The 26,193-nt window shown below is 41.5% G+C and carries 20 protein-coding genes; 11 read left to right on the forward strand and 9 right to left on the reverse strand.

Going from position 1 to position 26,193, the window contains the following annotated elements:
* The first annotated feature begins 25 nt into the window (after positions 1-25).
* On the forward strand, positions 26-1,291 hold the full coding sequence (locus tag HH214_RS17370; protein WP_169609755.1) for an MFS transporter: 1,266 nt from the start codon (positions 26-28) through the stop codon (positions 1,289-1,291).
* Between the two features lie 71 nt (positions 1,292-1,362).
* On the opposite strand, the gene HH214_RS17375 is transcribed toward HH214_RS17370, so the two are convergent.
* Positions 1,363-2,031: an ACP phosphodiesterase gene (locus HH214_RS17375; RefSeq protein ID WP_169609757.1), complete on the reverse strand. Its 669-nt coding sequence runs from the start codon at positions 2,029-2,031 to the stop codon at positions 1,363-1,365.
* Between the two features lie 129 nt (positions 2,032-2,160).
* Between HH214_RS17375 and tyrS the strand changes: the two genes are divergently transcribed.
* The 5 genes from tyrS (at position 2,161) to HH214_RS17400 (ending at position 8,363) form a co-directional block, all read left to right on the forward strand.
* A complete protein-coding gene (gene tyrS / locus HH214_RS17380) occupies positions 2,161-3,444 on the forward strand; it encodes a tyrosine--tRNA ligase (protein WP_169609759.1) in 1,284 nt (427 codons plus the stop codon).
* Between the two features lie 39 nt (positions 3,445-3,483).
* Positions 3,484-3,978, forward strand: a complete 495-nt coding sequence (gene parS / locus HH214_RS17385; RefSeq protein ID WP_169609761.1) for a type II RES/Xre toxin-antitoxin system antitoxin — start codon at positions 3,484-3,486, stop codon at positions 3,976-3,978.
* Positions 3,978-4,427 carry an RES family NAD+ phosphorylase gene (locus HH214_RS17390; protein WP_169609763.1) on the forward strand — a complete coding sequence of 150 codons (450 nt, stop codon included), beginning with the start codon at positions 3,978-3,980 and terminating at the stop codon, positions 4,425-4,427. Before parS ends, HH214_RS17390 begins: the two co-directional genes overlap by 1 nt.
* 301 nt (positions 4,428-4,728) lie before the next feature.
* Positions 4,729-5,691: a GLPGLI family protein gene (locus HH214_RS17395; protein ID WP_169609765.1), complete on the forward strand. Its 963-nt coding sequence runs from the start codon at positions 4,729-4,731 to the stop codon at positions 5,689-5,691.
* Entirely contained in the window at positions 5,688-8,363 is a 2,676-nt protein-coding gene (locus HH214_RS17400; protein ID WP_169609767.1) for a carboxypeptidase-like regulatory domain-containing protein, read from the forward strand. Before HH214_RS17395 ends, HH214_RS17400 begins: the two co-directional genes overlap by 4 nt.
* A gap of 70 nt (positions 8,364-8,433) precedes the next feature.
* On the opposite strand, the gene HH214_RS17405 is transcribed toward HH214_RS17400, so the two are convergent.
* The 4 genes from HH214_RS17405 to HH214_RS17420 form a co-directional block, all read right to left on the reverse strand.
* Positions 8,434-9,084, reverse strand: coding sequence for a PH domain-containing protein (locus HH214_RS17405; RefSeq protein ID WP_169609769.1), 651 nt, complete (start codon positions 9,082-9,084; stop codon positions 8,434-8,436).
* A 63-nt stretch (positions 9,085-9,147) separates the two neighbouring features.
* Positions 9,148-10,134, reverse strand: a complete 987-nt coding sequence (locus HH214_RS17410) for a LuxE/PaaK family acyltransferase (protein WP_169609771.1) — start codon at positions 10,132-10,134, stop codon at positions 9,148-9,150.
* Positions 10,135-10,497: 363 nt separating this feature from the next.
* On the reverse strand, positions 10,498-10,833 hold the full coding sequence (locus HH214_RS17415; RefSeq protein WP_169609773.1) for a hypothetical protein: 336 nt from the start codon (positions 10,831-10,833) through the stop codon (positions 10,498-10,500).
* 5 nt (positions 10,834-10,838) lie between these two features.
* Complete coding sequence (locus HH214_RS17420; RefSeq protein WP_248282133.1) at positions 10,839-13,319, reverse strand: penicillin acylase family protein; 2,481 nt, start codon at positions 13,317-13,319, stop codon at positions 10,839-10,841.
* Positions 13,320-14,266: 947 nt separating this feature from the next.
* On the opposite strand from HH214_RS17420, the gene HH214_RS17425 reads away from it, so the two are divergent.
* The 3 genes from HH214_RS17425 (at position 14,267) to glgB (ending at position 21,295) form a co-directional block, all read left to right on the forward strand.
* Positions 14,267-15,985 (forward strand): alpha-amylase family glycosyl hydrolase, encoded by a 1,719-nt coding sequence (locus HH214_RS17425; RefSeq protein ID WP_169609775.1) that lies wholly within the window; start codon positions 14,267-14,269, stop codon positions 15,983-15,985.
* Between the two features lie 211 nt (positions 15,986-16,196).
* Entirely contained in the window at positions 16,197-18,686 is a 2,490-nt protein-coding gene (locus HH214_RS17430) for a glycoside hydrolase family 31 protein (RefSeq protein WP_169609777.1), read from the forward strand.
* 236 nt (positions 18,687-18,922) lie between these two features.
* Positions 18,923-21,295: a 1,4-alpha-glucan branching protein GlgB gene (gene glgB / locus HH214_RS17435; RefSeq protein ID WP_248282134.1), complete on the forward strand. Its 2,373-nt coding sequence runs from the start codon at positions 18,923-18,925 to the stop codon at positions 21,293-21,295.
* Between the two features lie 107 nt (positions 21,296-21,402).
* On the opposite strand, the gene HH214_RS17440 is transcribed toward glgB, so the two are convergent.
* Complete coding sequence (locus tag HH214_RS17440) at positions 21,403-21,885, reverse strand: tetratricopeptide repeat protein (protein ID WP_169609779.1); 483 nt, start codon at positions 21,883-21,885, stop codon at positions 21,403-21,405.
* A gap of 124 nt (positions 21,886-22,009) precedes the next feature.
* Between HH214_RS17440 and HH214_RS17445 the strand changes: the two genes are divergently transcribed.
* Complete coding sequence (locus HH214_RS17445; RefSeq protein ID WP_169609781.1) at positions 22,010-22,201, forward strand: hypothetical protein; 192 nt, start codon at positions 22,010-22,012, stop codon at positions 22,199-22,201.
* 132 nt (positions 22,202-22,333) lie between these two features.
* Here HH214_RS17445 and gap read toward each other — a convergent pair whose 3' ends face one another.
* On the reverse strand, positions 22,334-23,329 hold the full coding sequence (gene gap / locus HH214_RS17450) for a type I glyceraldehyde-3-phosphate dehydrogenase (protein ID WP_169609783.1): 996 nt from the start codon (positions 23,327-23,329) through the stop codon (positions 22,334-22,336).
* 3 nt (positions 23,330-23,332) lie between these two features.
* On the reverse strand, positions 23,333-24,181 hold the full coding sequence (locus HH214_RS17455) for a hypothetical protein (RefSeq protein WP_169609785.1): 849 nt from the start codon (positions 24,179-24,181) through the stop codon (positions 23,333-23,335).
* A 254-nt stretch (positions 24,182-24,435) separates the two neighbouring features.
* Here HH214_RS17455 and HH214_RS17460 point away from each other — a divergent pair, with 254 nt between their 5' ends.
* Entirely contained in the window at positions 24,436-25,140 is a 705-nt protein-coding gene (locus HH214_RS17460; protein ID WP_169609787.1) for an NUDIX hydrolase, read from the forward strand.
* A 72-nt stretch (positions 25,141-25,212) separates the two neighbouring features.
* Here the strand turns inward: HH214_RS17460 and HH214_RS17465 are convergent, their stop codons facing one another.
* A complete protein-coding gene (locus HH214_RS17465; protein ID WP_169609789.1) occupies positions 25,213-26,073 on the reverse strand; it encodes an N-acetylglucosamine kinase in 861 nt (286 codons plus the stop codon).
* Between the last annotated feature and the right edge of the window lie 120 nt (positions 26,074-26,193).

The following is a 26,193-nucleotide window of genomic DNA, read 5'->3' on the forward strand; positions in this document are numbered from 1 at the left end:
GTTTATGCATTGTCTTAACTCTACTATGGCAGCTCTTTCCGAAACCTTTCGGTCTTTAAAATATCATAACTTCAGGCTCTACTTTGTTGGCCAATCCATTTCACTCATCGGTACCTGGATGGAGCGTATAACGGTTAATTGGCTGGTTTATAGTTTAACCCACTCGGCTCTGATGCTGGGCGTAGTTAACTTTGCCGGACAGATACCTACCTTATTGCTATCGCCGTATGGCGGCACCATATCTGATCGGCATAATCGCTATAAGATATTGCTCACTACGCAGATATCAGCCATGCTACAGGCTGCTTTAATGACTACTTTGGTATTAACGCATCATTACAATATCATCGCCATTATTGTACTCAGTATCATACTGGGGGTAATTAATGCTTTCGATACGCCTTCACGGCAATCATTAATGATTAGGTTGGTGGAGGATAAACGAGATTTGCAGAATGCCATTGCACTCAACTCATCAATGGTGAATTTAGCCAGGCTGTTAGGTCCGGCCATAGCGGGTGTTTTACTGACCACCGTAGGTACAGGTATTTGTTTTTTATTAAATGCCCTAAGTTTTGTAGCTGTAATTATATCATTGTTGCTTATGAAACTGCCACCTATGGAAATTAAGAAGAATACCCAAAGTGTATGGCACAGTTTACAGCAGGGATATGAATATATAAAAAATGCGCATGATGTAAAGCTGATGATTTTGTTGATGGCCTGCATTAGTTTTGTTGTAATGCCTTATACTACCCTGATGCCCATCTTTGCTAAAGATGTTTTTCATGGTAATGCTTTTACCTACAGCTTGCTCAATAGTATTTCTGGTTTAGGGTCATTAGCTGGGGCTATATACATGGCCAGTCTTAAAGGTACCCTCCGGTTAAAACGTATTGTAATTTTTGCTTGTGCCTTGTTTAGTGTTAGTTTGGCCGTATTTGCCTGGTGTGGCAATTTGTGGCTGGCACTATGTTTTGTACTGCCTGCCGGTGCGGGTGCCATGATGCAAATAGCAGGTACCAATACTTTTGTACAAACTAACGTGAGCGATGAAATGCGCGGCCGAGTAATTAGTTATTACGTTATGGCTTTCATGGGCATGCAACCATTAGGTAGCTTCATAGTGGGTTTGGCTGCTCATAATATTGGTCCTCGTTGGGTATTATGCATTGAAGGTATATTAGGCTTTGTTATTGCGGTGGCCTTCGGCTTTTTGTTTAAAGGCTCTAAAAACAATATTTTGCGTAGTAACAAATTTTCAGTAGCAAACCTGGAAAGGAATAATTAATTGAGTTAGTGGCTATACAATACTGTATAAAAACTTAGTTAAAGCCAATTCCTGCATATTAAAAGTAGCTTTTAGTTTTTTAGCATCGAATCAATTTCATCAAAAATAGATAGAAAATTATCTTCCAGTTGTTGACGGTAATGCCTGATAATGATGTTCATGGCCGTTTCCTGATCGCGGGTGAACGGGTTAGTCCAGATACGCATACAAATACGTTTTAAAGCATAGGCTACTTGTTCGGTTTCTGCATAACTATGTAAATAGCGGCTGCGTTTAAAATCATCGTAAAAACGAATAAAAGCCTCCGGATTTTTCATACCATTCGAAAACAAAAAGGCACGTATAATTTCATCATCACAAGAGCCTAAATGGGCATAAAAATCATCGGCTATTACTTTGCCAGTAGTAAGTAACAAGTTATCCAAAATAAGCTCCAGAGCAACATGACCTAAAAAGAAAGGTTTTACCGGAGAACCTTCAATGGCTGGCCGCAGCAGCAGTTTAAGCTGATGCGAATGGGTTTTAAAAAACTCAGAGCTATGAAAATATCGGTCAACTTCTAAATGTTTCTCCCAACCATAAGTAATGGATTGTATATCACGTTGAATTTGCTGATGCTTTTCAGGGTGTAACACAATGTTCTTATCTGCGTTTTTAAGCAGGTCGGGCAGTACGGTGCCTAACACATGATAACAGTTGGTAGTAGTGTGGTCAAAGTAATAGTGCGAAAGGAAATTCATAGTAGATACTTGCAAAATAAGGCTTTTTTTTCGGGCAAAGAAATATTTGTAGCAGCAGTTAACAGGTAAACTAAAATGATTATGCCGTAATCTTATATCTTTGCCAACCTTATATTAATTTTTTGAGAGATGAATTTTGTTGAAGAATTACGCTGGCGGGGCATGTTGCATGATATCATGCCCGGAACTGAAGAAATGCTTAACCAAGGTATGGCCTCAGGCTATATTGGTTTTGACCCAACAGCTGATTCCTTACATGTGGGCCACCTAACCCAAATCATGACGTTGATTCATTTTCAACGAGCGGGGCATAAACCTTTTGCCTTAGTAGGTGGAGCAACCGGTATGGTTGGCGACCCATCAGGCAAATCACAAGAGCGCAATCTATTATCTGAAGAAGCTTTACAGCACAATTTAGCTTGTGTAAAAGCGCAGTTGGAAAAGTTTCTAAACTTTAGCAGTGGCGACAACCAAGCTCAAATGGTAAATAACTATGACTGGTTTAAAGAGTTTTCTTTCCTGAGCTTTATACGTGATGTAGGTAAGCATATTACCGTTAATTACATGATGGCTAAAGATTCGGTGAAAAACCGGTTGAATGGTGATAGCGGTATGTCGTTCACTGAGTTTACCTACCAACTGGTACAAGGTTATGATTTTTACTACTTGTGGAAACATCATAACTGTACACTACAAATGGGCGGTTCCGACCAGTGGGGTAACATTGTAACGGGTACCGAACTGATACGCCGTAAGGATGCCGGTGAAGCATTTGCTTTAACCACACAGTTAATTAAAAAAGCTGACGGCACTAAATTCGGTAAATCGGAGGGGGGAAACATCTGGCTGGATGCTGCTAAAACAACACCGTATAAATTTTACCAATTTTGGCTTAATACAGGTGATGAGGATGCTAAGAGCTATATACGCATATTTACCTTGTTTGATCGGGATGTAATTGAAAGCTTGGAAGCTGAACATAATGCTGCGCCACACCAGCGGGCTTTGCAAAAAGCTTTAGCTAAAGATATTACCATTCGGGTACACGGTGAGGATGCTTATGATAAAGCCATTAAATCATCCGAATTTTTATTTGGTAATACAGGTATAGAATTTTTAAACGAACTAAGTGAAAGTGAAATTTTGGGCGTGTTTGAAGGCGTACCTAACTACACCATTAGTAAAGAGGAATTCGCAGCAGGTATAAATGTTCAGGATTTGTTGGCTGTAAAAACAGCTGTTTTCGCCTCTAAAGGTGAAGCCAAGAAAATGATACAAGGTGGGGGAGCCGCTATTAACAAAGTTAAAATAGCAACGCCCGAAACCCAATACCAAAGCAGTGATTTGATTAACCAGAAGTTTCTGGTTGTACAAAAAGGTAAAAAGAACTACTTTTTAATTATTGCTGAGTAAAACTTGCAAGTACGACATTTGTTCAATAGATTTGAATAAATGTCGTATAGCAAAAAACATACAATAAAGAGTGGGGTTAATGAACCTGTGGTCGCTTATGTACCTACAGATTCATTAACCTCTTTTTTTATGTTGCTTATGGGTACTAAGCCATCGGGCTACGTTTCTGATTACGATGTGGTAGAACTTACCCGCCAGGGCTTGTCTAAAAAAGTGTTGCTATCCTTGGCGCAAAAAATATCTTTAACGCTACAGGAGCTAGCGGGCATTATGCACATTTCTGAACGCACACTGCAGCGCTATGATGAAGAAGCCATAGTCAAAACAGAATACGCTGAAAAGGCGGTTGAACTGGCTCGTTTGTACACTCGGGGCGAAGAGGTTTTTGGTTCATTAGATAAGTTTAAGCTTTGGATGAAAACACCTGGTCATGTATTTAAAGGAGAAGCACCCATTGCTTTATTAGATACTTCGGTAGGCTTTGATATGGTGCTTAAAGAACTAGGCCGCATTGAGCACGGTATATTTGCCTGATGGTACTGTACCGTATTGCCAAGTGTAATTACATTAATGATTTAAGCGGAACCGGTGCCCGCTTGTATGGCGGACGGTGGAACAGCGTAGGTAATGCCATGCTTTATCTGGCTTCATCACGTTCGTTAGCCTTGTTGGAAGTATTGGTACATCTGCCTCCAATGTTAGTGCCGGCTAACTACTGCATCTTGTCTGTTGATGTGCCTGATGATATACATGAGCTTGATGTAACCCTGTTACCACCTAACTGGCAGCAATATCCCGAACCAGCCTTTTTAAGAACATTAGGCGATCAGTTTATTAAACAACGCGAACACTTGCTGCTAAAAGTGCCTTCAGCTATTGTAAAGCAGGAGTACAATTATTTGCTTAACCCAGCCCACAACCAAGCAACTGAGGTCAAAGTTCTTCATCAGGACATGTTTAGTTTTGATGAACGGTTAATCTGAACATAACACTGCGAATTTCTTAAGGATACCTAAGATGCTTACAAGTGTTACATGTTTCAGTGTGTAACATTTGTAACACCCTGTAACACTGACAAACCATTGGCAGTGGTGGCACTGTTTTGTCAGTATTGTAATAGAAGAAAATCGTATAAACCTATAAAACTTCGCTGAGGGTAGTTCATGTGTTAAAATTTGTTAAATAACTAACAGTTTAGTTAATATAACTAAATTGTTAGTTATGTTTGATGGTGCTTGTTGCTAATTCTCAATACACCTAAAAATAACATAAAACTTAAATCACATGAAAACCAGAAACTATTTGATCATCTTTTTACAGCTGGCCTGTGTAGTTGTTAAAGCACAAAAGCCTGATACTGCCCAAGCCATTGTACATTATAAATTTTCACACCTACAAGACACAACGCATCGTGATCAGCCCTATACCGAGAACATGATGTTGCTGATAGGCCGAAATGCCAGCCTTTACAAGAGCTATGATAAAATTTTGCGAGATGAACAAATGCGTAAAAGCATGGCTGAACAAATTAATTCAGGAACCACCAATTTCAATATCAAATCTACCATTAGGGCATCCAATACCGAGTACTTTCAGTTTTTTACGGAAAAGAAGTTTCTGGTTAAAGAGAATCTATTTAACAATTACTTGATAGAGGAGCCAGTACCGGAGATGCAATGGAAAATAACAGCAGATACCGCAAGTTTCAATGGCTTACAATGCCAGAAAGCTACTACGCATTTCAAAGGGCGTGATTACATCGCTTGGTTCTGTGCTGATTTACCGTATCGTGCTGGTCCATGGAAGTTGAGCGGCTTGCCAGGACTAATTATTGAAGCTTATGATACCAAAAAGGAGGTGGTTTTCAAGTTTGATGGTTTGGAGAAAGTTGATGCATCAGCTATGACAACACCAGCCGAAACCAATGCAGGTTTATCAACATCCGACAGAACCCTGATGATAAGCGGTATGGATAATAAGAAAAATTCAAAAATCATCACCTTGCCTACTAATGGCATCCGAACTACCCGGAAGGAGTTTGCCGGCTTGCAGGAAATTATGCGTAAAGATCCACAAGCTTTCATACAATCACAGGTAGCGGCCATGCGATCATCTACGGGTGGTACATCCATTAGTGCGGCCAGCGCTTCTTCCGGGCCTAATATTAAAAGTATTAATGTAGTTACCAGCCCCAGCAGGCAGACGACTGTTGTAAATAACCCAATTGAGTTACCTGAAAAGAAATGAAAACATTTGTAGTTACTACGGTAATCTGCATTTGTTTCTTGTTGTTTTCCAAAACTAGTTTAGCGCAAACCATTAAAGGCTCTGTTGCAGATAGTGCCGGCAAGGCTGTGCCTTATGCCAATGCGAAACTGCTATCCGGTAATAATTTAATTGTTGCTTTTGCGGCAACGGATAATAAAGGAAACTATGCTATTGCAGTTCCGGCTGATGCGGATAAAAATAAACTTCGGGTTGAGGTAAGCTGTGTTGGCTTTAAAAAGCAAAGTAAAGCAGTTACTGATTTTACAGCCACTTATAATTTCAGGCTCAGCAGTGCGGTTAACCAGCTGCAAACGGTTACAATTAAAAACAAGGCTCCACGCTTGAAGGTAAAAGGCGATACGCTGAATTATAACGTATCTGATTTTACCAGTCCGCAGGATAGGGTAATAGGGGATGTTATCAAAAAGCTGCCGGGTGTTGATGTGGATGCTAACGGCAAAATCAAGTACAACGGTAAAGATATATCAAACTTGTACATAGGCGGTGATAACCTACTGGATGATAAATACAATATTGCTACCAGTACTATACCCAACGGAGTTGTTGATAAAGTACAGATCATGGAAAATCATCAGCCGATTAAAATGTTGAAAGATAAAGTGGTGAGTGACGATGTCGCGCTGAATCTTACCTTTAAAAAGGATGCCCAATTACAATTAGTAGGGCAGGCTAATGCAGGTATTGGCGTACCCAAAAAGTATGATGGTACCATCGATGCCATGATGTTTAAGGATAAGTACAAAGCCATCAATTACGTGAGAGGCAATAATACCGGCGTTGATTTACAAAACGACCTGATAGCCCATAACAACGCTGCCACTTTATCACGGCTAGACAACAACAAGCCAGACAATCTACTATCACTCGGTGCAGCTGGTAACCCCAACTTACCCACCAGCCGTTACCTGTTTAATCAATCCGGATTACTAAATTTAAACAACCTGGTAAACCTGCAAAAAGAGGTGCAGTTAAAAACTAATATTTCTTACCTGCATGATAACCAACGGCAAAACTATAGTAAACTGACCGACATCTACCAGCCGGGAGATACCATTCATTATACAGAAATTCAAAGTAACAAGCGCCAGCCTGATTGGGTACATGCACAGTTCAACTTGAATATCAATAAATCGAACTATTACTTGAACAATGTATTGCAAAGTGATTTTCAGCATAATGCTGCTTATTCAGACCTGAGTACAAATGGCAACCTGCTCAGTCAGACTTTAAAAAACCGGAAGCTGGATTTTTCAAATGAATTTAATTTGATGCGTATAGGTAAATCAAACAATATCTTGGAGGCTTACTCCTACATCAATCGTATCAGTAACCCGGAAAACCGGGTATTACAGCCAGGAATTAACCAGGATATTTTTAACCAAAATCAGCCTTATGCGCAGCTGCTGCAAACGGTTAATATACCAACCTGGTTCACCAATAACTATTTATCTTTTAAACATGCAGGTAACGTAATCACCCAATCCTACCGGGCGGGTTTTACCTTGCAGTCACAAAACCTGACTTCTGATTTATCAACCATTCAATTGAACGGTAATAACCTTCCTGCTACCAGCAGTTCAGTAAATGATTTGAACTGGTTCAAATCCAAGTTTTTTGCAGAAGCTGGTTTTGATGTGCCTGGCGATAAGTTGAAGCTAACGGTGAGATTGCCTCTTAACGTACAGCAGATTCATTATTCTGATAGCAATTATAAGCTGGATGAATCATTAACCCGGCTATATTTTGATCCATTGGCAACCGTAAGGTACCAAACCGCTACGGAACAATATATTTCTTTGTTGTACAACTATAAAAATCTGATAGGTGATATTAACGAAGCCTATCATGGCGATATTTTGACCAACTATCGTACCCTGAACGCCAACAACGTGCTGCTTAGTGAACGCAAAACGCAGTTTGCTACTCTGGGTTATAATTATCGCAAAGCTATCAAGATGTTCTTCTGGAACATTAACCTGAGTTATACCGATATTGCTGCCAGTAATATCAGCTCTACTCAGGTGAGTAACAGTTTTACGCGGCGCATTGTGCTGCCGTATGCTAATCATGTAGATACTTGGTCGCTGTCGGGTGGAATCAGTAAATATGTATATGCCCTGCATACCACATTTAGCGGTGGCGCATCAAGGCAGATTACTCGTTTAAACCAGTACCAAAACGGTATTATGCTGCCCTATAATACCATCACCAATACGGCTAATGTGGGCACAGAAACCAAGCTGAGCGATCAGATCAATATCAGCTACAAGTTGTATGCTACCCAAACCAGTAGTAAATCCACCGCGGTGGCATCAGGCAGTTCTAGCTTTACCCAATTACAGCATCAGGCTGCAATTAATTATAATCCAACCAGCAACCTTTTCCTGAAGCTTTCGGGCGATGACTATTTTACCAGCCAAACCCTGCAAGCTAACCTGAATTATGCTTTTGCTGATTTTTCGGCTCGTTACCGTTTTACCAAATCTAAGGTTGACCTGGAACTGAACGCCTTGAATCTGCTGAATACCAAAACTTACAGCTCGGCTAATTTGCAGGCTAACCTATTCACCCGCAGCACTTATGCCCTGCCAGGGCGCATTGTTACAGCCAAAGTGTCCTTTAACTTTTAAAAATACAACCTTATACAAGCACAAAAGCCCTTTCCGGTAGGAAAGGGCTTTTAAATAATAAAACTGATATTTATAACTCGCTTAGGAGTTCCATCTTTTTTTGGTTGTATTCTTCTTGCGAAATCAAGCCATTATCAAACAACATTTTCAGCTTCTTAAGCTTTTCAGTCAGTTCGTCTGGTTTTTCTTCTTTCACTGGTGCAGATGCGGTTTGCACTGGTGGCGGTGGGGTAAATACCGGTGCAGTCTGGTGCTGAAAAACAGGCTGTTCGGTAGTTGGTTTGGGGGCAGAAACCGGTGGTTTCGTTTGTTCTTCGCGAAGCTTCAGTTCGCGGCGGCGCTCATTTTCTTTACATTCTTGAGCATATTGGTACAATTTGCGAGCTTGTACCTTAGGTAAATAATCTACACCCATTTCGGCTCCTTTTACCGTGCGGGCACTAAATACAGCACCTATAATTTCTTCTTTTACGTTAACATCAGCAATGTCCTTCCACACAAAATCGATAAATTTGATGGAAAGACCTAAGTTAGCCGGTGTGAAAAATAATATACGGCGGTTGGTCACTACTACACAATCGGGCAGTAGGTTTACCAATGGTTTTTTTTGGGTGGCTATATATAAAGTTTCTTCACCGGGAGGTAGCAGTTCAACTAAACGTGAGTAAACCTTTTCTACAGCTTTTTGATCCTGCTGGTCACTCAGAAATTTATCCATCATGATATTGAAATATAATTCAGGCTCAAAAATAGCAATATTTGGATATTTTATACAACGTACCAACTAAGCTACCAGTAAGTTACATCCGCGAATGTCTGAGTTATCAAACCTGCCCAGTATTTCAAAAGAGCCATCCGCATATATCCTTCCCAAATCTTGCGTAGCCAGGAAAGAGCAGGAATTGATATTAGCCAGATCAATGATATTCACGCCTCCGGTTTTACCTTCACCAACAGGTGTTATTGGGTCGTTGGTATCGCGGGTAAGTACACGCATCCAGGGTGGGCAATTGAAGATACCATCACCTTTGGAATAAGCTTGGGAAAGCAACTCAGTCATGCCATATTCAGAATGTATAGCCGGTACACCAAAGCCACTGCAAAGTATATCATGTAGTTCCTCGCGTATCATTTCCTTACGACGGCCTTTCATGCCGCCGGTTTCCATCACAATTAGTTCCGGAAAGTTCAATGGATGTTGTTCTACAAAATCAAGCAGGGCAAAGGTAACACCAATAAGCAAGGTAGGCTGACCAGCCTGCTGCTGTTTTTGCAGATGCTGGTATAAATCATTGTAGTTATACAGGTAAAAGCCGCTGTCAGGATGTTGAGATTGGCGGATCAAATCATCAGCCATGTACACCAGCGACGAGCCTTGGCGCTCCAGATAAGCTGGCAGTAAAGCCAGAATGCAATATTGCGTAACACCGCCATAAAATAACTGAAAAGCCTTGCGGAAGCTTTCGGTGTACCAGCTTACCTCAGTAACTAAATGCTGGCTGGTAATCATGCCGGTAGTCCCTGAGCTGCTAAATATAACCTCAGGCTTAGCCGTACTGCTTACCACTTCGTGCTGTTTGAAAAACTCAATGGGCAGAAAAGGAATATCTGCTACTTGGCTAACCGCATCCGGGTCAATCCGCAAACCACCGATAAACTCGCGGTAAATAGTACAATTTTGTGCCTGATACCGGAATACCTGCAAGGCAGCTTCTGTAAACTGTTGCTCGGTTTGAATAGAAAATATTTGCTGCGGTTGCGGCTTTTGCATAAGGCAAATATAGCATGGTTAATGTTGAGGTAGTAATAATGAGCTAAAAGCTTACGCTATGATTAACTTAAGTGTTACATGTTACAGTGTGTAACACTTGTAACACCCTGTAACACTGACAAACTATTGGCAGTGGTGGCCCTGTTTTGTCAGTATTGCTTTTGACTTTTTTGTAGTTTGAAAATTTAAATTTTGATTAAATTAAATTCTACAAAAAGCTTGGGTTGATAAGTTTATCGTCTAAATTTATGCTCAGCCTGAACTTAACATGAATACTTACTTGATTGAACTGATTGAACTTTGTAGAGTGATGTGTTTCAAGCTACAGGTGCATCTCACATGGAAATCATTAAATGAATTTACTTAACCTTTGAACACCTGCTTCACTAGCAAGCCCGACAACGCCGCCATGCCACCCACCAAACCACCAAGTAGTGCGGTGATGAACAGGAGCAGCGACCAATGTGGTAAATGAAATAAGGTAGCCACACGTGCAGCCAGCATATTATGGTTAGGAATGCTGTTAAATAAAGCCAATACTACCCAAGCTATAAAAACGGCTCCAAAGCCCGACCAAAAGGCTTGTGCAGGCCGGGTTCCAGCAAATAAAGCAGCTGCAAAAGCTATGATGGCTACTACCCACCAAGGCAACAACAAACTAGCAGCAAGGGTAAGAATGAATATAGCGAGAAACAGCATATTGATTATTTCTTGTTTAACGTTAGTGTGAATTTAATTCTGCCTGAGGTTTCACTGGCTGATTGCAAGAATAATAATTCATCCAAACGGCCATCTTTCCAGGTTTGCAGCATATCAGTATAGTAAAAGCTACCTGGATTACCAGACTCGCCACCTGGAAAAATGCCATAACCCTTTACCTGTGGGCCTAACTGCACTACCATACGCCATGATGGGCCATGTCCGTCGGTTAAGGCATTAATGGCAGTACCAGTTCCGCCAGCCGCAAATGTGTCCGAACCAAAACCATCCAGATTAGCCATATGGTTAATCTCTGTTGGGTGTATCTTACCCCATTGCCAATCAGGCCCCGGTTTGCCATATTGATGTACCAGTTCATCTACAGTTTTGTTGAAGGCATAGCTCACTATATCAGCACAGGTTTCACGGTTGCTGGTTTTGATATTATCAAACCATTTGGAAGTAGGCTCTTTTACCAAAAGCTTCAGGGTACGATCGCGCGAGGGCAGTTCCAGAGAGCCATCATCACCAAACTCGTCCTGCCAGGTCATCACATTTACATTGTTCCACCAGTTACTGAAAACAACAGCAGCTGTTGAGCCTGCATCATAACGTTTGTTCCAGTGTTGTAGCAGTTCATAAGCCTGTTTTTGGTTATTATCCAGTTTGCTAAGGTCTATGTATTTCAACAGCACCGGCAAAGCATCCTGTGCTGCAATGCTATAATTATCAGTTTGTAGCAGGCGCATACTATCTGCCGTAATTTGGGGCATAGCTGCTAAACGATCGTTAATACGTTTACCACGTTGGTAGGGGCCAAATGTCCAGTTCAGGTAATAGGGGTAGGTAGCATCTGTCGAGCTTTGGTTAGCCGAACTAACAAAGCCACGTGGCGGATTTTTCACCGTTGGGTTTTGGTTGGCTGGTATCCACCCATGCCAATCATTGCCAGCATCAGTACCATCCAGTATAAACTTGCCTTGGTCCCGAAATTTCAACGGAAACTTGCCATTAGGAGTAATGGCAATATCATGTGCATCAGCAAAAATAAAGTTCTGTGCCGGAGCCGAATAATAAGTAAGCGCCCGACGGTAATCATTATAGTTCTGGCTTCTGTTTAATAAATAAAAAGCTTTAAACTCGTTGGATTCCTCGTGTGCAACCCAGCGCAGTGCCGTACCTACAGGTACATTGGCATAGCCTTTTTTGCCTTTTTGCGCCGCATCTTCATACACTACAGGGCCGTAATGAGTATAAATCACGGTTTCTGTTATGGGTTGCTGTCCGCGTACTTGAATGATTTCAGTGCGGCGCGAGGTTTTGTTCCATTGGTTATTATACCAATACTCTTGCCGACTGGCATCTTTAAACTTGATCTGGTACCAATCCAGCACATCGGCATCTACGTTGGTTACACCCCAGCTTATTTTATTGTTGTAACCAATAATAACATGCGGCGCACCGGGCAGTGAGACCCCGTACACGTTTACGCCGGGAGCAGATAATTGTATCTGGTACCAAATGGAAGGGAAAGTTAAATCCAGGTGCGGGTCGTTAGCCAGAATGGGGTAGCCACTGGCGGTTTTACTGCCCGCTACTGCCCAGTTATTACTGCCAATGCCTTCCACTTTAGAGGCCGGCTTATGGTTACCAGACATTTGCGCCGTAAAGCTTTTGGATGGCTGGGGTATAGGCAAAGGCTTAAAGTTCCATTTTGTACCTGCCTGTATGATGGGCTCTTCTTTAAAGTTATGGTCGGGAAACAAATCTTGGGTAACTGCTGCTCCAAACTTATTCAGCACGCTGGTTAGCTGCATTTCGTCAGAGCCGCCCGCCAGTACTTCCGACATTTGTTTGAGCAGGAAAGCACAGTTGATCGGCTTCCATTCTTCAGGTGCATAGTTCAACAGTTTAAACTCGATAGGATAGTCGGCCGGTTTTAACTGATGTATGTAGGCGTTAATGCCTTCGGTATATGCCTTAACAGCCAGGTTAGTTTGCGGGTCTTTCATCATGCCGCGTAAAGTGTTTTCGGCTCCATACACCATACCCATACGGCGGTGATAACGGTCAACATTCAAGGCTTTAGGTCCAATAACCTCAGCCAAACGGCCCGACGCATTACGCGTTTGTATATCCATCTGCCAAAGGCGATCGGTTGCGGTTACATAGCCTTGGGCATAATATAAATCATGTTCGTTTTTAGCAAAAATGTGTGGAATGTGATGTTCATCATACCGGATAGTTACCTCATCGTGCAACCCATTCAACTTTAAGTTTACCTGGTTGGGTGTGGATGCACTTTCTGCATTCTGCCAGAAACCAGTAGCCGGATTCAAAAATTTGCCCAAGGGTGGCAGCGGACTGAATGAAGTTTGCAATGCCCAAATAAGTAACAAGGTGATTGCAACAGTAAATAGAGCTTTAATGATTTTCATGAATGGAGTAGCAGTGGCCGAAGGCAAGTTATATAAAGCTTGATGCATAGGCAAATCGGATAAAACGATTGGTAGTATAATGGTTATTATGAAGATAGGTTTGTGTTTAACAATGATTTTGATGCAATATTTGTTATTGATGCACTTATGCTTATTCGGTGCTTTTATGTTGTATTTGCGCTCTGTTAGCACAGGTAAAGTGCTTTATTATTGCTAATGGATGTACTTTTTCTTTTATACAAAAAAAAAGGTACCAAAAAGAAAACTTGCGGCTACGTTCTGTTGCTTTGTAAGGCAGTGCTGTGGCTAATGTTGTGCTACCCGCAACATTCCTGATGCCGCGAAAAGAAGATTGTTTTCGGTTCTGTGGTATAACTATACGAAAGAAACAACAAAGAACGTTATGCTGAATTTGCTTCAGTACCCCACATTCTAGTAAATTGACTAAGTCGATAGTCCATTTACCAATTAGTTGTTCACCTTGCTGATGGTTACCGAAATCAATTCGGCAAATTTCGTATGGTTAAGTTTGTTTTACATCTTTCGTATAGTTTTATACTTTTAATGCTTACTGTTTCTATTCGCTACTGCCACTACTATTCATAATGTCTTGACTCCTGATTTTATATTCTTGACTATCCAATAACCGTCTTCTTCCAGCTTCGGGTGAAAGGTAGGCAGCACAGGTGGGATTGTGCGGCAGGAAGAGGCCTTTTAGACTTTGCAGAAGCTGGGTAAGTGGGTAGCGTAAGCAGGGCAAAGGCTAAGCAGCCTGTGGTGCTGCCTGCCTTTGCAGCGCGGGCCACGTGTGGCAAAGAAGCTTAGGAAGAGACTTGATCTTTGGTTCTTTGTATCAAGACAAAGGACATAATAAAGCTGCAAGGAGCAGGCTAACTTTCACATCATGCAGGAACTTACCAAAGTAACAGAGAGCATAAATCTTTTTAAAAACATAAGCCAAAAAATCTAATATTGCATCCTAGCGTTATACCAACATGCCAACATCTGCAAATCACAAACTCATCATCTATCAACTTCTGCCCCGGTTATTTAGTAATACCAAAACCACTAACAAGTTCTACGGATCAATAGCCGAAAACGGCTGCGGTAAGTTTAACGATATTACCGGAACTGCACTGGCAGGGATTAAAGAATTAGGGTGCACGCACGTTTGGTACACCGGCATTATTGAACATGCAACCATGACAGACTACTCGGCTCATGGTATTCGGCCTGATGATCCGGATGTGGTGAAAGGCCGAGCAGGGTCGCCTTATGCGGTAAAAGATTACTATGATGTAGATCCGGATTTGGCTGTAGATGTACCCAGCCGTATGGTTGAGTTTGAAGCTTTGATTGAGCGTACCCACGCACAGGGCTTGAAGGTGATAATAGATTTTATACCCAACCATATAGCCCGTACCTACCAGTCGGATGCGAAACCAAGTAGTGCGCGTGATATAGGGGAGGATGATGATACCAACCAGGCATTCAGCCCTAAAAACGATTTTTATTACTTGCCTGGTCAGCCTTTCGTGGTACCGCAAGGTTATAACCCAGGCGGTGATGAGCTGGATAGCCCGTTAAAAGATGGCCGGTTTGATGAAAACCCGGCAAAAGCTACCGGCGATGATGCTTTTACGGCTAATCCTTCTATCAACAACTGGTTTGAAACTGTTAAACTAAACTATGGGGTTGATTACCTGAACGGGCATCAAACACATTTCAGTTCACCACCGCCTTTGTGGTATAAATTGCTGGATATTCTCCGCTTCTGGGCTGCCAAAGGAATAGATGCTTTTAGGTGTGATATGATTGAGATGGTGCCGGTTGAATTTTGGGCATGGCTGATTCCGCAAATGAAGCAGCAGTTTCCGAGTTTGCTGTTTATTGGCGAGGCCTATCAAAAAGGGCAATACGCTAACTACTTATTTAGCGGGCAATTTGATTATCTGTACGATAAGGTAGGCTTGTATGATGCAATTAAACGTCTTATCCGTAATGAAGACCATGCCACTACCTGGGATATTAACGCGGTATGGAACTATGATTGCCGCGGTTTTGACGAACGCATGTTACGCTTTATGGAAAACCATGATGAGCAACGCATTGCCTCGCACGATTTTGCTGGTAATGCCTGGTTAGCCATACCGGGCATGATAGTAACAACTACACTGGCTACCGGACCAGTTATGGTTTACTTTGGACAGGAAGTTGGCGAACCCGCTTCAGGAGCCCAGGGCTTTAGTGGGGCAGATGGGCGCACTACTATTTTTGATTATTGGGGCGTACCCGAACATCAAAAGTGGGTTAACGGCGGGCAATTTGATGGTGGTGGTTTATCATCAGAACAAAAGCAGCTACGAAATTTCTACTGCAAGCTGTTAAACATTACGGCACAGCACGAGGCTATTAATCAAGGCGAGTTTTATGAATTGATGCTGGCCAACCAGCACAGCGAAGGTTTTAACGAACGGGTGTACCTATACATGCGATATACTCCTGAGCAGCGCATTTTGGTAGTGGTTAATTTTAACCGTTTTGAGCACCATATTCATGTTCAGTTACCAGCAGATTTGCTAACTAAATTCAACTTGAGCGGCCAGGTTGTAGGCACTGATTTACTGAGCGGTACAGAACATAATATTGCCGATATAGCTCAGGGAATACCGCTTGCGTTGCCGCCAGTTAGCGGTGTTTTGTTGAAATTTTGAGAAATGTTGAGCATTTATATCCATAAAAAAACTGAATTTTAGTTAGTTTAATAGTTAATTTCTTTATACTTTTCGGCAAATGTTTGGGCCTAAGCTATTCACTTGAAAGTTAGCTTGGTAATGGCTCAATCATTAGTAATTAAATTTAGTTATAGTACAACATTATACGCATCTATCGCGTATTCGGCTACATACCCACTAATTAATCTAAATGGAAGATAATATACTATCCACAACAGAGCAGCTTTCACCCAACAATCAGCCTCCTGAGCTTCCAACCAGTAAATTGATTGAACAGGAAGAAGAGATTTTTCACCACGTCAATAACCCTGTTGCTGGTTTAAAGCCTATTGTTAAAAAGTATTTAGGTGCTCCTAATCATGTGGAGCAGCATGGCAACCGTTTTTATTTTACCGATGGCGAAGCTAAGGTTGAAGTAATTGTGGTTACCGATGAGATTATCCGCATCCGTATGGCGCCGCATGGCGTGTTTTTGGAAGAGTTCTCTTATGCAGTGCCTAAGCTGGAAGCTAAAGTTTCTGTTTTTCACCTGTATGATGATCCTGAAGAATATCGCATTACCACAAATACGGTAAATTGCCATATCAGCAAAAAGGATTTCTTTATATCTTTTTCTGACCGCCAAAATCACGTAACCAGCAGCGATGCCGTACCTATGCACTGGGAAGAAAACGTGCAGTTTGGTGGTTATTACGTATATGGAACTAAGGTATGCCACACAGAAGAAGCTTTTTATGGCTTGGGTGATAAACCTACCGATTTGAACTTGCGGGGCAAACGTTTAGTGAATTGGAATACCGATGCTTACTCATTTGGCTGGAACCAAGACCCAATTTACCGCAGTATTCCATTTTACATTAGTTTAAACGAGGGTATTGCACACGGTATATTTTTCGACAATACATTTAAAAGCCATTTTGATTTTGGCGCCGAAGACAGGGATAAAACCAGCTTCTGGGCCGATGGTGGCGAACTGCAATACTATTATATTCATGGTCCGCACATGATGGATGTGGTAAAACGCTACCATGTGCTAACCGGTACGCACCCTATGCCGCCGCTGTGGGCACTGGGTTATCACCAATGTCGCTGGAGCTATTATCCAGAATCTAAAGTGCGTAAGGTAACTACCGGTTTCCGCGAAAATAAAATTCCTTGTGATGGTATCTACCTAGATATTGACTACATGGATGGTTACCGCTGCTTTACCTGGAACCGTAAGTATTTTCCGGAGCCTAAAAAGATGATTAAAGAGCTGGCGGCTCAAGGTTTTAAAACTGTAGTAATTATCGATCCTGGTATTCGGGTAGATGATAATTATGCGATTTTCAGAGAGGGTAAAAAAAACCGCTACTTCTGTCGCCGCAGTGATGATTACTTTATGGAAGGCCACGTTTGGCCAGGCCGTTGTCAGTTTCCCGACTTTACCAACCCTGAAGTGCGCACCTGGTGGGGTACTTTGTTTGATGAACTGGTACAAATGGGCGTTGCCGGTGTATGGAACGATATGAACGAACCTGCCGTGTTTGGTGCCGGTACCTTCCCGGATGATGTGCGGCACCAGTATGATGGTTTCCGCGGTTCGCACCGTAAGGCACATAACGTGTACGGTATGCAAATGGTACGCGCTACCTACGAAGGTTTGCGCAAGCTCATGAAAAACAAGCGTCCTTTTACCATTACCCGTGCGGGTTATTCAGGCGTACAGCGTTATTCATCAGTGTGGACAGGAGATAACGTAGCTTCATGGGAACACCTGCGTTTGGGTAACCTGCAATGCCAGCGTTTATCCATGTCGGGCATTCCATTCTGTGGTACTGATATTGGTGGCTTTAGCGGCGAGCCGGATGGCGAGCTATTTACCCGCTGGATACAAATGGGAACATTCTCTCCATTTATGCGTGCACACTCGGCAGGTGATACTAAAGAGCGTGAGCCCTGGAGCTTTGGCGAGCCGTTCACAGCCATTAACCGTAAGTTTATAGAACTGCGGTATAAATTGCTGCCATACTTGTATTCTACGTTTTGGGAGCACCACCGCTATGGCTTCCCGATATTGCGACCGGTAGTTATGCAAGAGCAGGATGAAATCAATAACCAAGCCCGCCAAGATGAGTTTACTTATGGCGATAAGATATTGGTATGTCCAGTAATGGAACCGGGTCAGCAAAGTCGTCGGGTGTATCTGCCTAAAGGTAACTGGTTTTACTATTGGGATAACACCTTGGTGGAAGGCGGCTGCGAGATAGATGTGGCTACCCCGCTGGAAACTATACCCGTGTTTGTAAAAGCGGGTTCGGTACTTCCTGAATATCCAGTAATGCAATATGTAGGCGAAAAAGAAATTGAAGAAGTGCGCCTGAATGTATATTACAGTGATACACCGGTTAATTCTTTCTTCTTTGAAGATTATGGTGAAACCTTTGCCTACGAGCAAGACATTTATTCAGAAAAGAAATTTGTAGTAAGTGGTAAAGAAAACTTGTTAACCTTACAGCAAACTATGGAGGGCTTATATACACCACGTTACGAAAACTACTGTTTCCATGTGGCTGGTTTACCGTTTAAGCCTACCAAAATTATTGCTGATGGTAAACCCGTTACTGATTTCATTTACACTGAAGGCAATGTGCTGGAATTTAAATTAACCAAGAACTTTAAACAGATTGAAATTGCCTGATAAATAGGCTAAGTTATTGATAACAGCAGGAGGGCTGGTCATGGTAAACATGGCCGGCCCTTTTGATTTTATAGAGGGCATGCAGGTAATAGCTAATGTAAAGTGGTTTTAAAAGCATGAGTATGTTCCGTAATATCACTACTATTGTAAGCCATTAAAACAAGCATTCATCACACGTGTTGCGTAATCAGTAGCAAACCCTGTTAGCTTGTGTTAATGGGCAACCTAAGATTAACATGAAAACTGCCGCTACCGGCAAAATTATTATGGCAAAGCGAACCAAAAAAACTGATCCTAAATCTGAAGCAGACATTGTTTCAACTACCGGACATGAAGTACAAGCCGAACTGGCCGAAGAGAAAGCAGCACCTTTCCCGGAATCTGAACCGGTAAAAACTCCAAAGCCATCTTCCCGTAAAAAGCCGCAACCTACAGAAAATGGTGATGGTGCTTTTCCCGAATCAAAGCCTGTAAAGGCAGTAAAGCCAGCTACAACTAAAAAAACTAAGACAGATAAAACTACACCGATAGAAGCTTCTCCCGTAACAGAGTTACCTGCTGGTGAGATATCCATCCATACTTTACTTACAGAGATACCTGCCAAGAAGGCTCGTGCTACAAAGGCTAAACCTGCCGAAAATACTGCACCTGCTTCTTTGCCAGTAATACCCGAAACAACCGAACCTATTGCAAATGAACAGTTGGCTCAGGTTGAAACTTACAGCCGCTTTTCAGATTATGATATTAACCTGTTTAAGGCAGGTACGCATTATAAGTTATACGATAAGTTGGGTTCGCATGTAGTTACCCATAAAGACGTTGTGGGTACTTATTTTGCCGTGTGGGCGCCTAATGCCCAGTATGTATCGGTAATCGGTAATTTTAATGGCTGGAATGCCGGTTCGCATCAGCTTAACCATCGTTGGGATGGATCCGGTATATGGGAAGGTTTTATTCCTAACATTGGTAATGGCGAGGTATATAAATATCACATCCGTTCTAACAGCGGCGAAGAACTGGAAAAAGGCGATCCATTCGCCTTGCGCTGGGAAGAACCACCTCGTACAGCATCAATTATTGCCGACACGTATTATGAATGGAAAGATAACGACTGGATGGCCAACCGTTATCAGCATACTGCACTTGATAAACCTTATTCAGTGTATGAAGTGCACTTAGGCTCATGGGCACGTAATACCGAGAGCCCGAATGATTTTTTCACATACGATCAAATAGCTGATCGACTGGTACCGTACGTAAAGCAAATGGGCTTTACGCATGTGGAGTTTATGCCGATAATGGAGCACCCCTATTATCCGAGCTGGGGTTATCAGATTACCGGATACTTTGCGGCAACTTCGCGCTACGGAACTCCACAACAATTGATGAACTTGATTGAACAATTACACCAAGAGGGTATAGGTGTAATATTGGATTGGGTGCCTTCACATTTTCCGGGTGATGCACACGCGCTGTACCGATTTGATGGTACACATTTATATGAGCATGAAGATGTGCGCAAAGGTTATCACCCCGACTGGACCTCTTATATTTTTAACTACGGACGTAATGAAGTAAAGGCGTTCCTGATTAGTAATGCCCTGTTCTGGCTAGACCGGTACCATGCCGATGGTTTGCGCGTTGATGGTGTAGCTTCAATGTTATATTTGGATTACTCGCGCAAGCATGGTGAGTGGGAGCCTAACCACCATGGCGGTAATGAGAATCTGGAAGCTATTCAGTTTTTGAAAGATTTCAACGTAGCTGTTTACAGCACCTTCCCGGATGTACAGACTATTGCCGAAGAATCAACTTCGTTTCCGGGTGTAAGTCGCCCTGTTTACACCGATGGCTTAGGCTTTGGTATGAAATGGATGATGGGCTGGATGCATGATACATTGGGCTATTTCAGTAAAGACCCTGTATATCGCACACATCACCACAATCAGCTTACTTTTAGCTTAATGTATGCCTTTACCGAAAACTTTATGCTACCTTTCTCGCACGATGAAGTAGTGTATGGTAAAGGTTCTATGATTAATAAAATGCCGGGTGACGAGTGGCAGCGCTTTGCTAATTTACGCTTAATGTACAGTTATATGTTTACCCACCCAGGCGCTAAACTGATGTTTATGGGCAGCGAGTTTGCACAAACTGCCGAGTGGGACTTTGGTCAGTCGCTGGACTGGGCGGTAGTGCAGTATGAGTGCCATTTGGGGGTTCAGGAAGAAGTAAAAGCATTAAATCATATTTATACAAGTGAGCCGGCCCTTTATGAAAAATCATTCAGTTGGGAAGGGTTTGAGTGGATAGACGGTAGCAATGACCAAGATTCTATTTTTGTTTACCTTCGTAAAGGGCATGATGCTGCTAATGATGTTGTAGTCGTGTTAAACATGACACCTAATGTACACTACCAATACCGTGTAGGTGTTCCGGCCGCTGGCGAATGGAAAGAAATTTTCAACTCAGATGATAAAGCTTATTGGGGGTCGGGTGTGAACAATCCATTGCCTTATCAAAGCCAATCAACCAGCTGGCATGGCCGCGAAAATTCTATCGAAGTTACTTTACCACCATTAGGTGCTGTAATGTTTAAACGAATCTAATTTTAGCCTTTTAAAAGCTTATAAAACGAAAAAGCCGAAGTATAATCTTCGGCTTTTTGGCTTTGTAGCAAGTTAAGTACTGTGTGCCTGTAAAAGGCTCAAGAAAATTACAGCGTCATTTTGTACTCGCAATTGGCTATAGCCCGTTTGTAATCTTCAATTGAATCAAAGTTTAAGCAAAGCTTAATTGCATTTTTGTAGTAATTAATAGCTTCGTCAAAGTTCTGTGCGTATTCTTCAATAATACCTAAACGATAATTTACAAGAGCTTTATCAACCAGCGGGCGGGTCAGTGCTTTTTCGGCCAAAGCGCGTGCTTTATCCCATTGTTCCAAATTAGTGTACAATACAATCAGGTTAATATAAGCATGCGGATAATTCGGATTGCTTTTTATAGCTGCTTTGTAATGGTTTTCGGCCCGGGCATAATCATCAAACTGAGTACGGTAAAGCCAGCCTAACGAGTTATGTGCCTGTGCAGTAGATGGCTCTTCAAATATAATATTTTCCAGTAGTTGCTTGGCTTGCAAAAAATTGGAATTACGGATAGCTTCTTCGGCTTCCAGATAAGTATCTTCCCAGTTATGCATGTTTTTATACTTTTAGTCAACAGGCAATATACAAAATGTTACGCAGGTTTGCTATACACTATCTGGCAAAATGAAACATATATGAAGTAAGCCAGTTGATTGATATGAACCAATGTAGATTGTGATGAGCGCGAAATTTTTTTATTTGTTCATGGTAGGTGGTACTATAGCCTTCGGCTTGCTGGTTTATAAGCTTTTCACTGCGCATACTGCAACAAAATTCGGTACGCTGCTGGATGATTTAATCGCCATGCTGATTTTGTATTACCTGGCTTACAAAGTGTACCACGAAAAGAAAGATAACGAAATGATGTAGTCAGGAACTAGTAAGCTTTTAAGTGCTAGCTAAAACCTGCTGATTAACTTACTGAGTAACGCGTGTACATGTTTTTAACAAAAAAGCCGGGCTTCATGCCCGGCTTTTTTATTTAGTTTGATTGATAAATGATTACAGTTTACCAATTTCTTCAACCAAATCAATCAGTTTGTTTGAGTAGCCCCATTCGTTATCATACCAAGCCACTACTTTCACGAAGTTTTCGTTCAATGCGATACCAGCTTTAGCATCGAAAATTGAGGTACGTGCATCACCTTTAAAGTCGTCAGATACTACTTCGTCTTCAGTGTAACCTAAAATACCTTTCAAATCACCTTCTGAAGCCTCTTTCATAGCATTTTTGATGTCTTCGTAAGAAGCAGATTCTTTCAGACGTACAGTTAAGTCAACTACAGAAACGTCAGGTACTGGTACGCGGAATGACATACCGGTTAATTTACCTTTTAACGCCGGGATCACTAATGATACTGCTTTAGCAGCACCAGTTGATGAAGGGATAATGTTTTGGTAAGCACCACGGCCACCTCTCCAGTCTTTAGCCGATGGGCCGTCAACTGTTTTTTGAGTAGCAGTAACAGCGTGTACGGTGCTCATTAAACCTTCTTCAATACCAAATTTATCGTTCAATACTTTAGCAATCGGAGCTAAACAGTTGGTAGTACATGAAGCGTTAGATACGATAGTATTTTCTGGCTTTAATTCTTTGTGGTTAACACCCATTACGAAAGTAGGGGTGTCGTCTTTAGCAGGAGCAGACATAACTACTTTTTTAGCACCAGCCTGAATGTGTTTTTGAGCAGCTTCCTGGGTTAAAAACAATCCAGTTGATTCGATAACTACTTCAGCGCCAACTTCATCCCATTTCAGGTTAGCAGGATCTTTTTCAGCAGTTACACGGATAGTTTGGCCGTTTACTACCAAGTTGCCATCTTTAACTTCGATAGTACCGTCAAATTTACCGTGAGTAGAGTCATATTTTAGCATATAGGCCATGTAGTCAGGCTCAACCAGGTCATTGATACCTACTACTTCAATACCAGGGCGTTGAATAGCAGCCCGGAAAGCCAAACGACCGATACGGCCGAATCCGTTGATTCCTATTTTCATTTTTTAATTTTTGTTTGAATAGTACGTTAATAAATTATTAATGGGTTCTTTTAAAATGTAAGCAATTTCTAAGTTTAATGTCTGTGCAGCTTCATTTAGGTAGTTACCTAGACTAGAAGCTACTGTACCTGCAAAATGAATTTGTGCCTCAGGGTACAATTTTTTAAACGGTATAATATAGGTTTGCAGCAACTTATCGAAACCGGTTAGCACAACGTTTTTGATATACTTATCTTCCTGATGTTCTACAAAAAAGTCAGCCATCGAGCTCAGATATAATGCTGGTTGCCGTTGCCGGTACACTTTTTCCAACAACACCTTACGGTCGGTATCGTATTTTTTTTCAAATTTTTTACGCAGGTTTTCAGGCAAGGTTTCGTTCAGGTAAGCTTTAATCAATTGCTTGCCCAGCCAGTTACCCGACCCTTCATCAGCCAGAATATAGCCTAAGCCATAGTTGTTGGGTTTGATCTTTTTACCATCAAACCAGGCTGCATTGGTACCGCTGCCGCAAATAGATACAATGCCGGGCTTATTTTTACAGCAAGCTATTGCTGCGCCATTCATATCATGGTCAACTACTACTTTAGCGTATTTAAAAAAGGCTGACAAGCTGTTACTGACTACTGCTTTCAGGTTTGCATTTAAAATACCGGCACCAAAAAAATAAATACGTTTTATTCCTTCGGCATGATGTATCAGGTTGATGTTTTTGTTCAGCAGGTGCAGTATATGCTTTTCGTCAGAAAAAAACGGATTGATGCTGCTGGTTTTAAATGAGGCTATGGTTTTTCCTTTGTCGGCCAGCCGCCAGTCTGCATAGTTTGATCCGCTGTAAATAACTGCAACCATAGATATTATTGTATTGCTGTACGGCGCGCAAATATAACAACTTTAACGTCTTGATGAACAATGTTGGTATTTAGGTACCGGAGCAATATTAAAACTGGTTTGTAACCCAATTGTGTTACAAATTTAAGCATTATTTTTCAGGATTTTTGCATTAAAAGTGTTCTTTTTACACTAAGTAAATAATGCGTATTAAATTTAATCGATTTAGAAAAAATGCGCTACCTTTAAAAAATTCATTATATAACTTATAACGATTGAAAGAACATTTACCAAAGTTTGAGTCGGCTATATCTATTGATTGTGTAATTTTTGGATTTGAGGCCGGCGAACTAAAAATATCACTGATTGAGCGTAGCGCCGAACCTTATACTGATTGGTGGGCTTTGCCCGGAAATATTGTAAAGCAGGATGAAAGCATAGAAGCTGCTGCCGAGCGCATATTGCACGAACTAACCGGCTTGCATGATTTGCACATGGAGCAGTTTCATACCTTTGGCGACGTAAACCGGCATCCCAGTGGGCGTGTAATTACTGTTGCTTATTATGCGTTAATCCGCATCAATCATCAGGATGAATTGCGGCCAGTAAACCAGGAACAGTTAGCTAAAAAAGCTTTTTGGCATTCGGTAAATGATCTACCTAAACTAGCGTTTGACCATACTGAAATTTTCAAGTATGGGTTTGACCAGTTAAAGCGTAAGCTGAACTATCAGCCTATTGCTTTTGAACTGCTGCCCGAAAAGTTTACGCTTACCCAATTGCAGCAGTTGTATGAGGCTATTTTATGTAAAAAGCTGGACAAGCGAAATTTTAGGAAGAAAATGCTGAGTTACGGGTTTTTAAAGGAGCTGGATGAAAAGCAGAAGAACGTTTCTTTCCGTGCAGCCAAGCTATACAAATTTGACCGACGTAAGTATGCTAAAATTTTTCAGAGCGAATTAAGTGCATCTGAAAAGTAGTAAATAGAAAATTTAGCATAAAAAAAGCGATACTTGATGGTATCGCTTTTTTTATGCTTGAACAGCTAACCTTTACAGTTGGCTGGGCTCCATATTTAAATGGTATTTAACCAGATTGTCTATAGGAGAGCGAATGATATTACCCATACGCATACCATTTTCAGTAACTACCTCTTCCAGTACATTGCGGAAGTTGTAACCTACTGAACCAATACAGTTAAAGGTATAGTTTTGATAGTTAGGGTAGTGGGTTACCAAATTGCGGAAGAAATCTTCAAAAGAGGTTTTAACCAGGTTACGGGTGTACTCAATATGCACGTTGTTATCATACACAAACTTGCTGAAGCTGGCGCAGAAGCGGTTAGCCAGAGGTTGTGAGTAAACCGCATCGTTTACTTGATCTGGTGTCAGGTGGTAGGTGTTCCAGAAGTTTTTACGAACTGCTTCAGGCATATAGCCGCGTAAATAGTCTACCAGCAGCTTTTTGCCAATATAACAACCACTGCCTTCATCTCCTAAAATATAAGCACCCGAGTCAATATTTTGAAGGATATTTTTGCCATCATAAAGGCAAGTATTGGTACCTGTACCTAAAATAGCAGCAAAACCTTCATTGTGACCTAAAACAGCACGAGCAGCAGCCAGTAAATCGTGGCCAACACTTACTTTAGCATTAGTAAACACTTGCTTCATGGCATCTTCAACCAGTTTTCTCTTATCATCAGTTGAGCAACCTGCGCCGTAGTAGTACACGTCAGTTAATTTATCTACTTGCAAATCGGCAGGTAAACTATTCTTCAGTGATTGGATTATATATTCTGGGCTAACAAAGTATGGATTGTAACCTTCGGTATTAAATAATACTTTTTTACCTTCATCGGTAACCAAACACCAATTTGTTTTGGTAGAGCCACCGTCAGCAATCAATTTCATAAGTGTAATAATTATTAGGGGCTAAAGTATGATTTACCCGATACTTAAAAAAATATTTTCTGGTAATAAGTCTATTTAAAAGTTTAATGTGCTGCCTAAATCGATTGTAAGTTATTTGAA

The sequence above is a fragment of the Mucilaginibacter robiniae genome, assembly GCF_012849215.1.
Lineage (GTDB): Bacteria > Bacteroidota > Bacteroidia > Sphingobacteriales > Sphingobacteriaceae > Mucilaginibacter > Mucilaginibacter robiniae.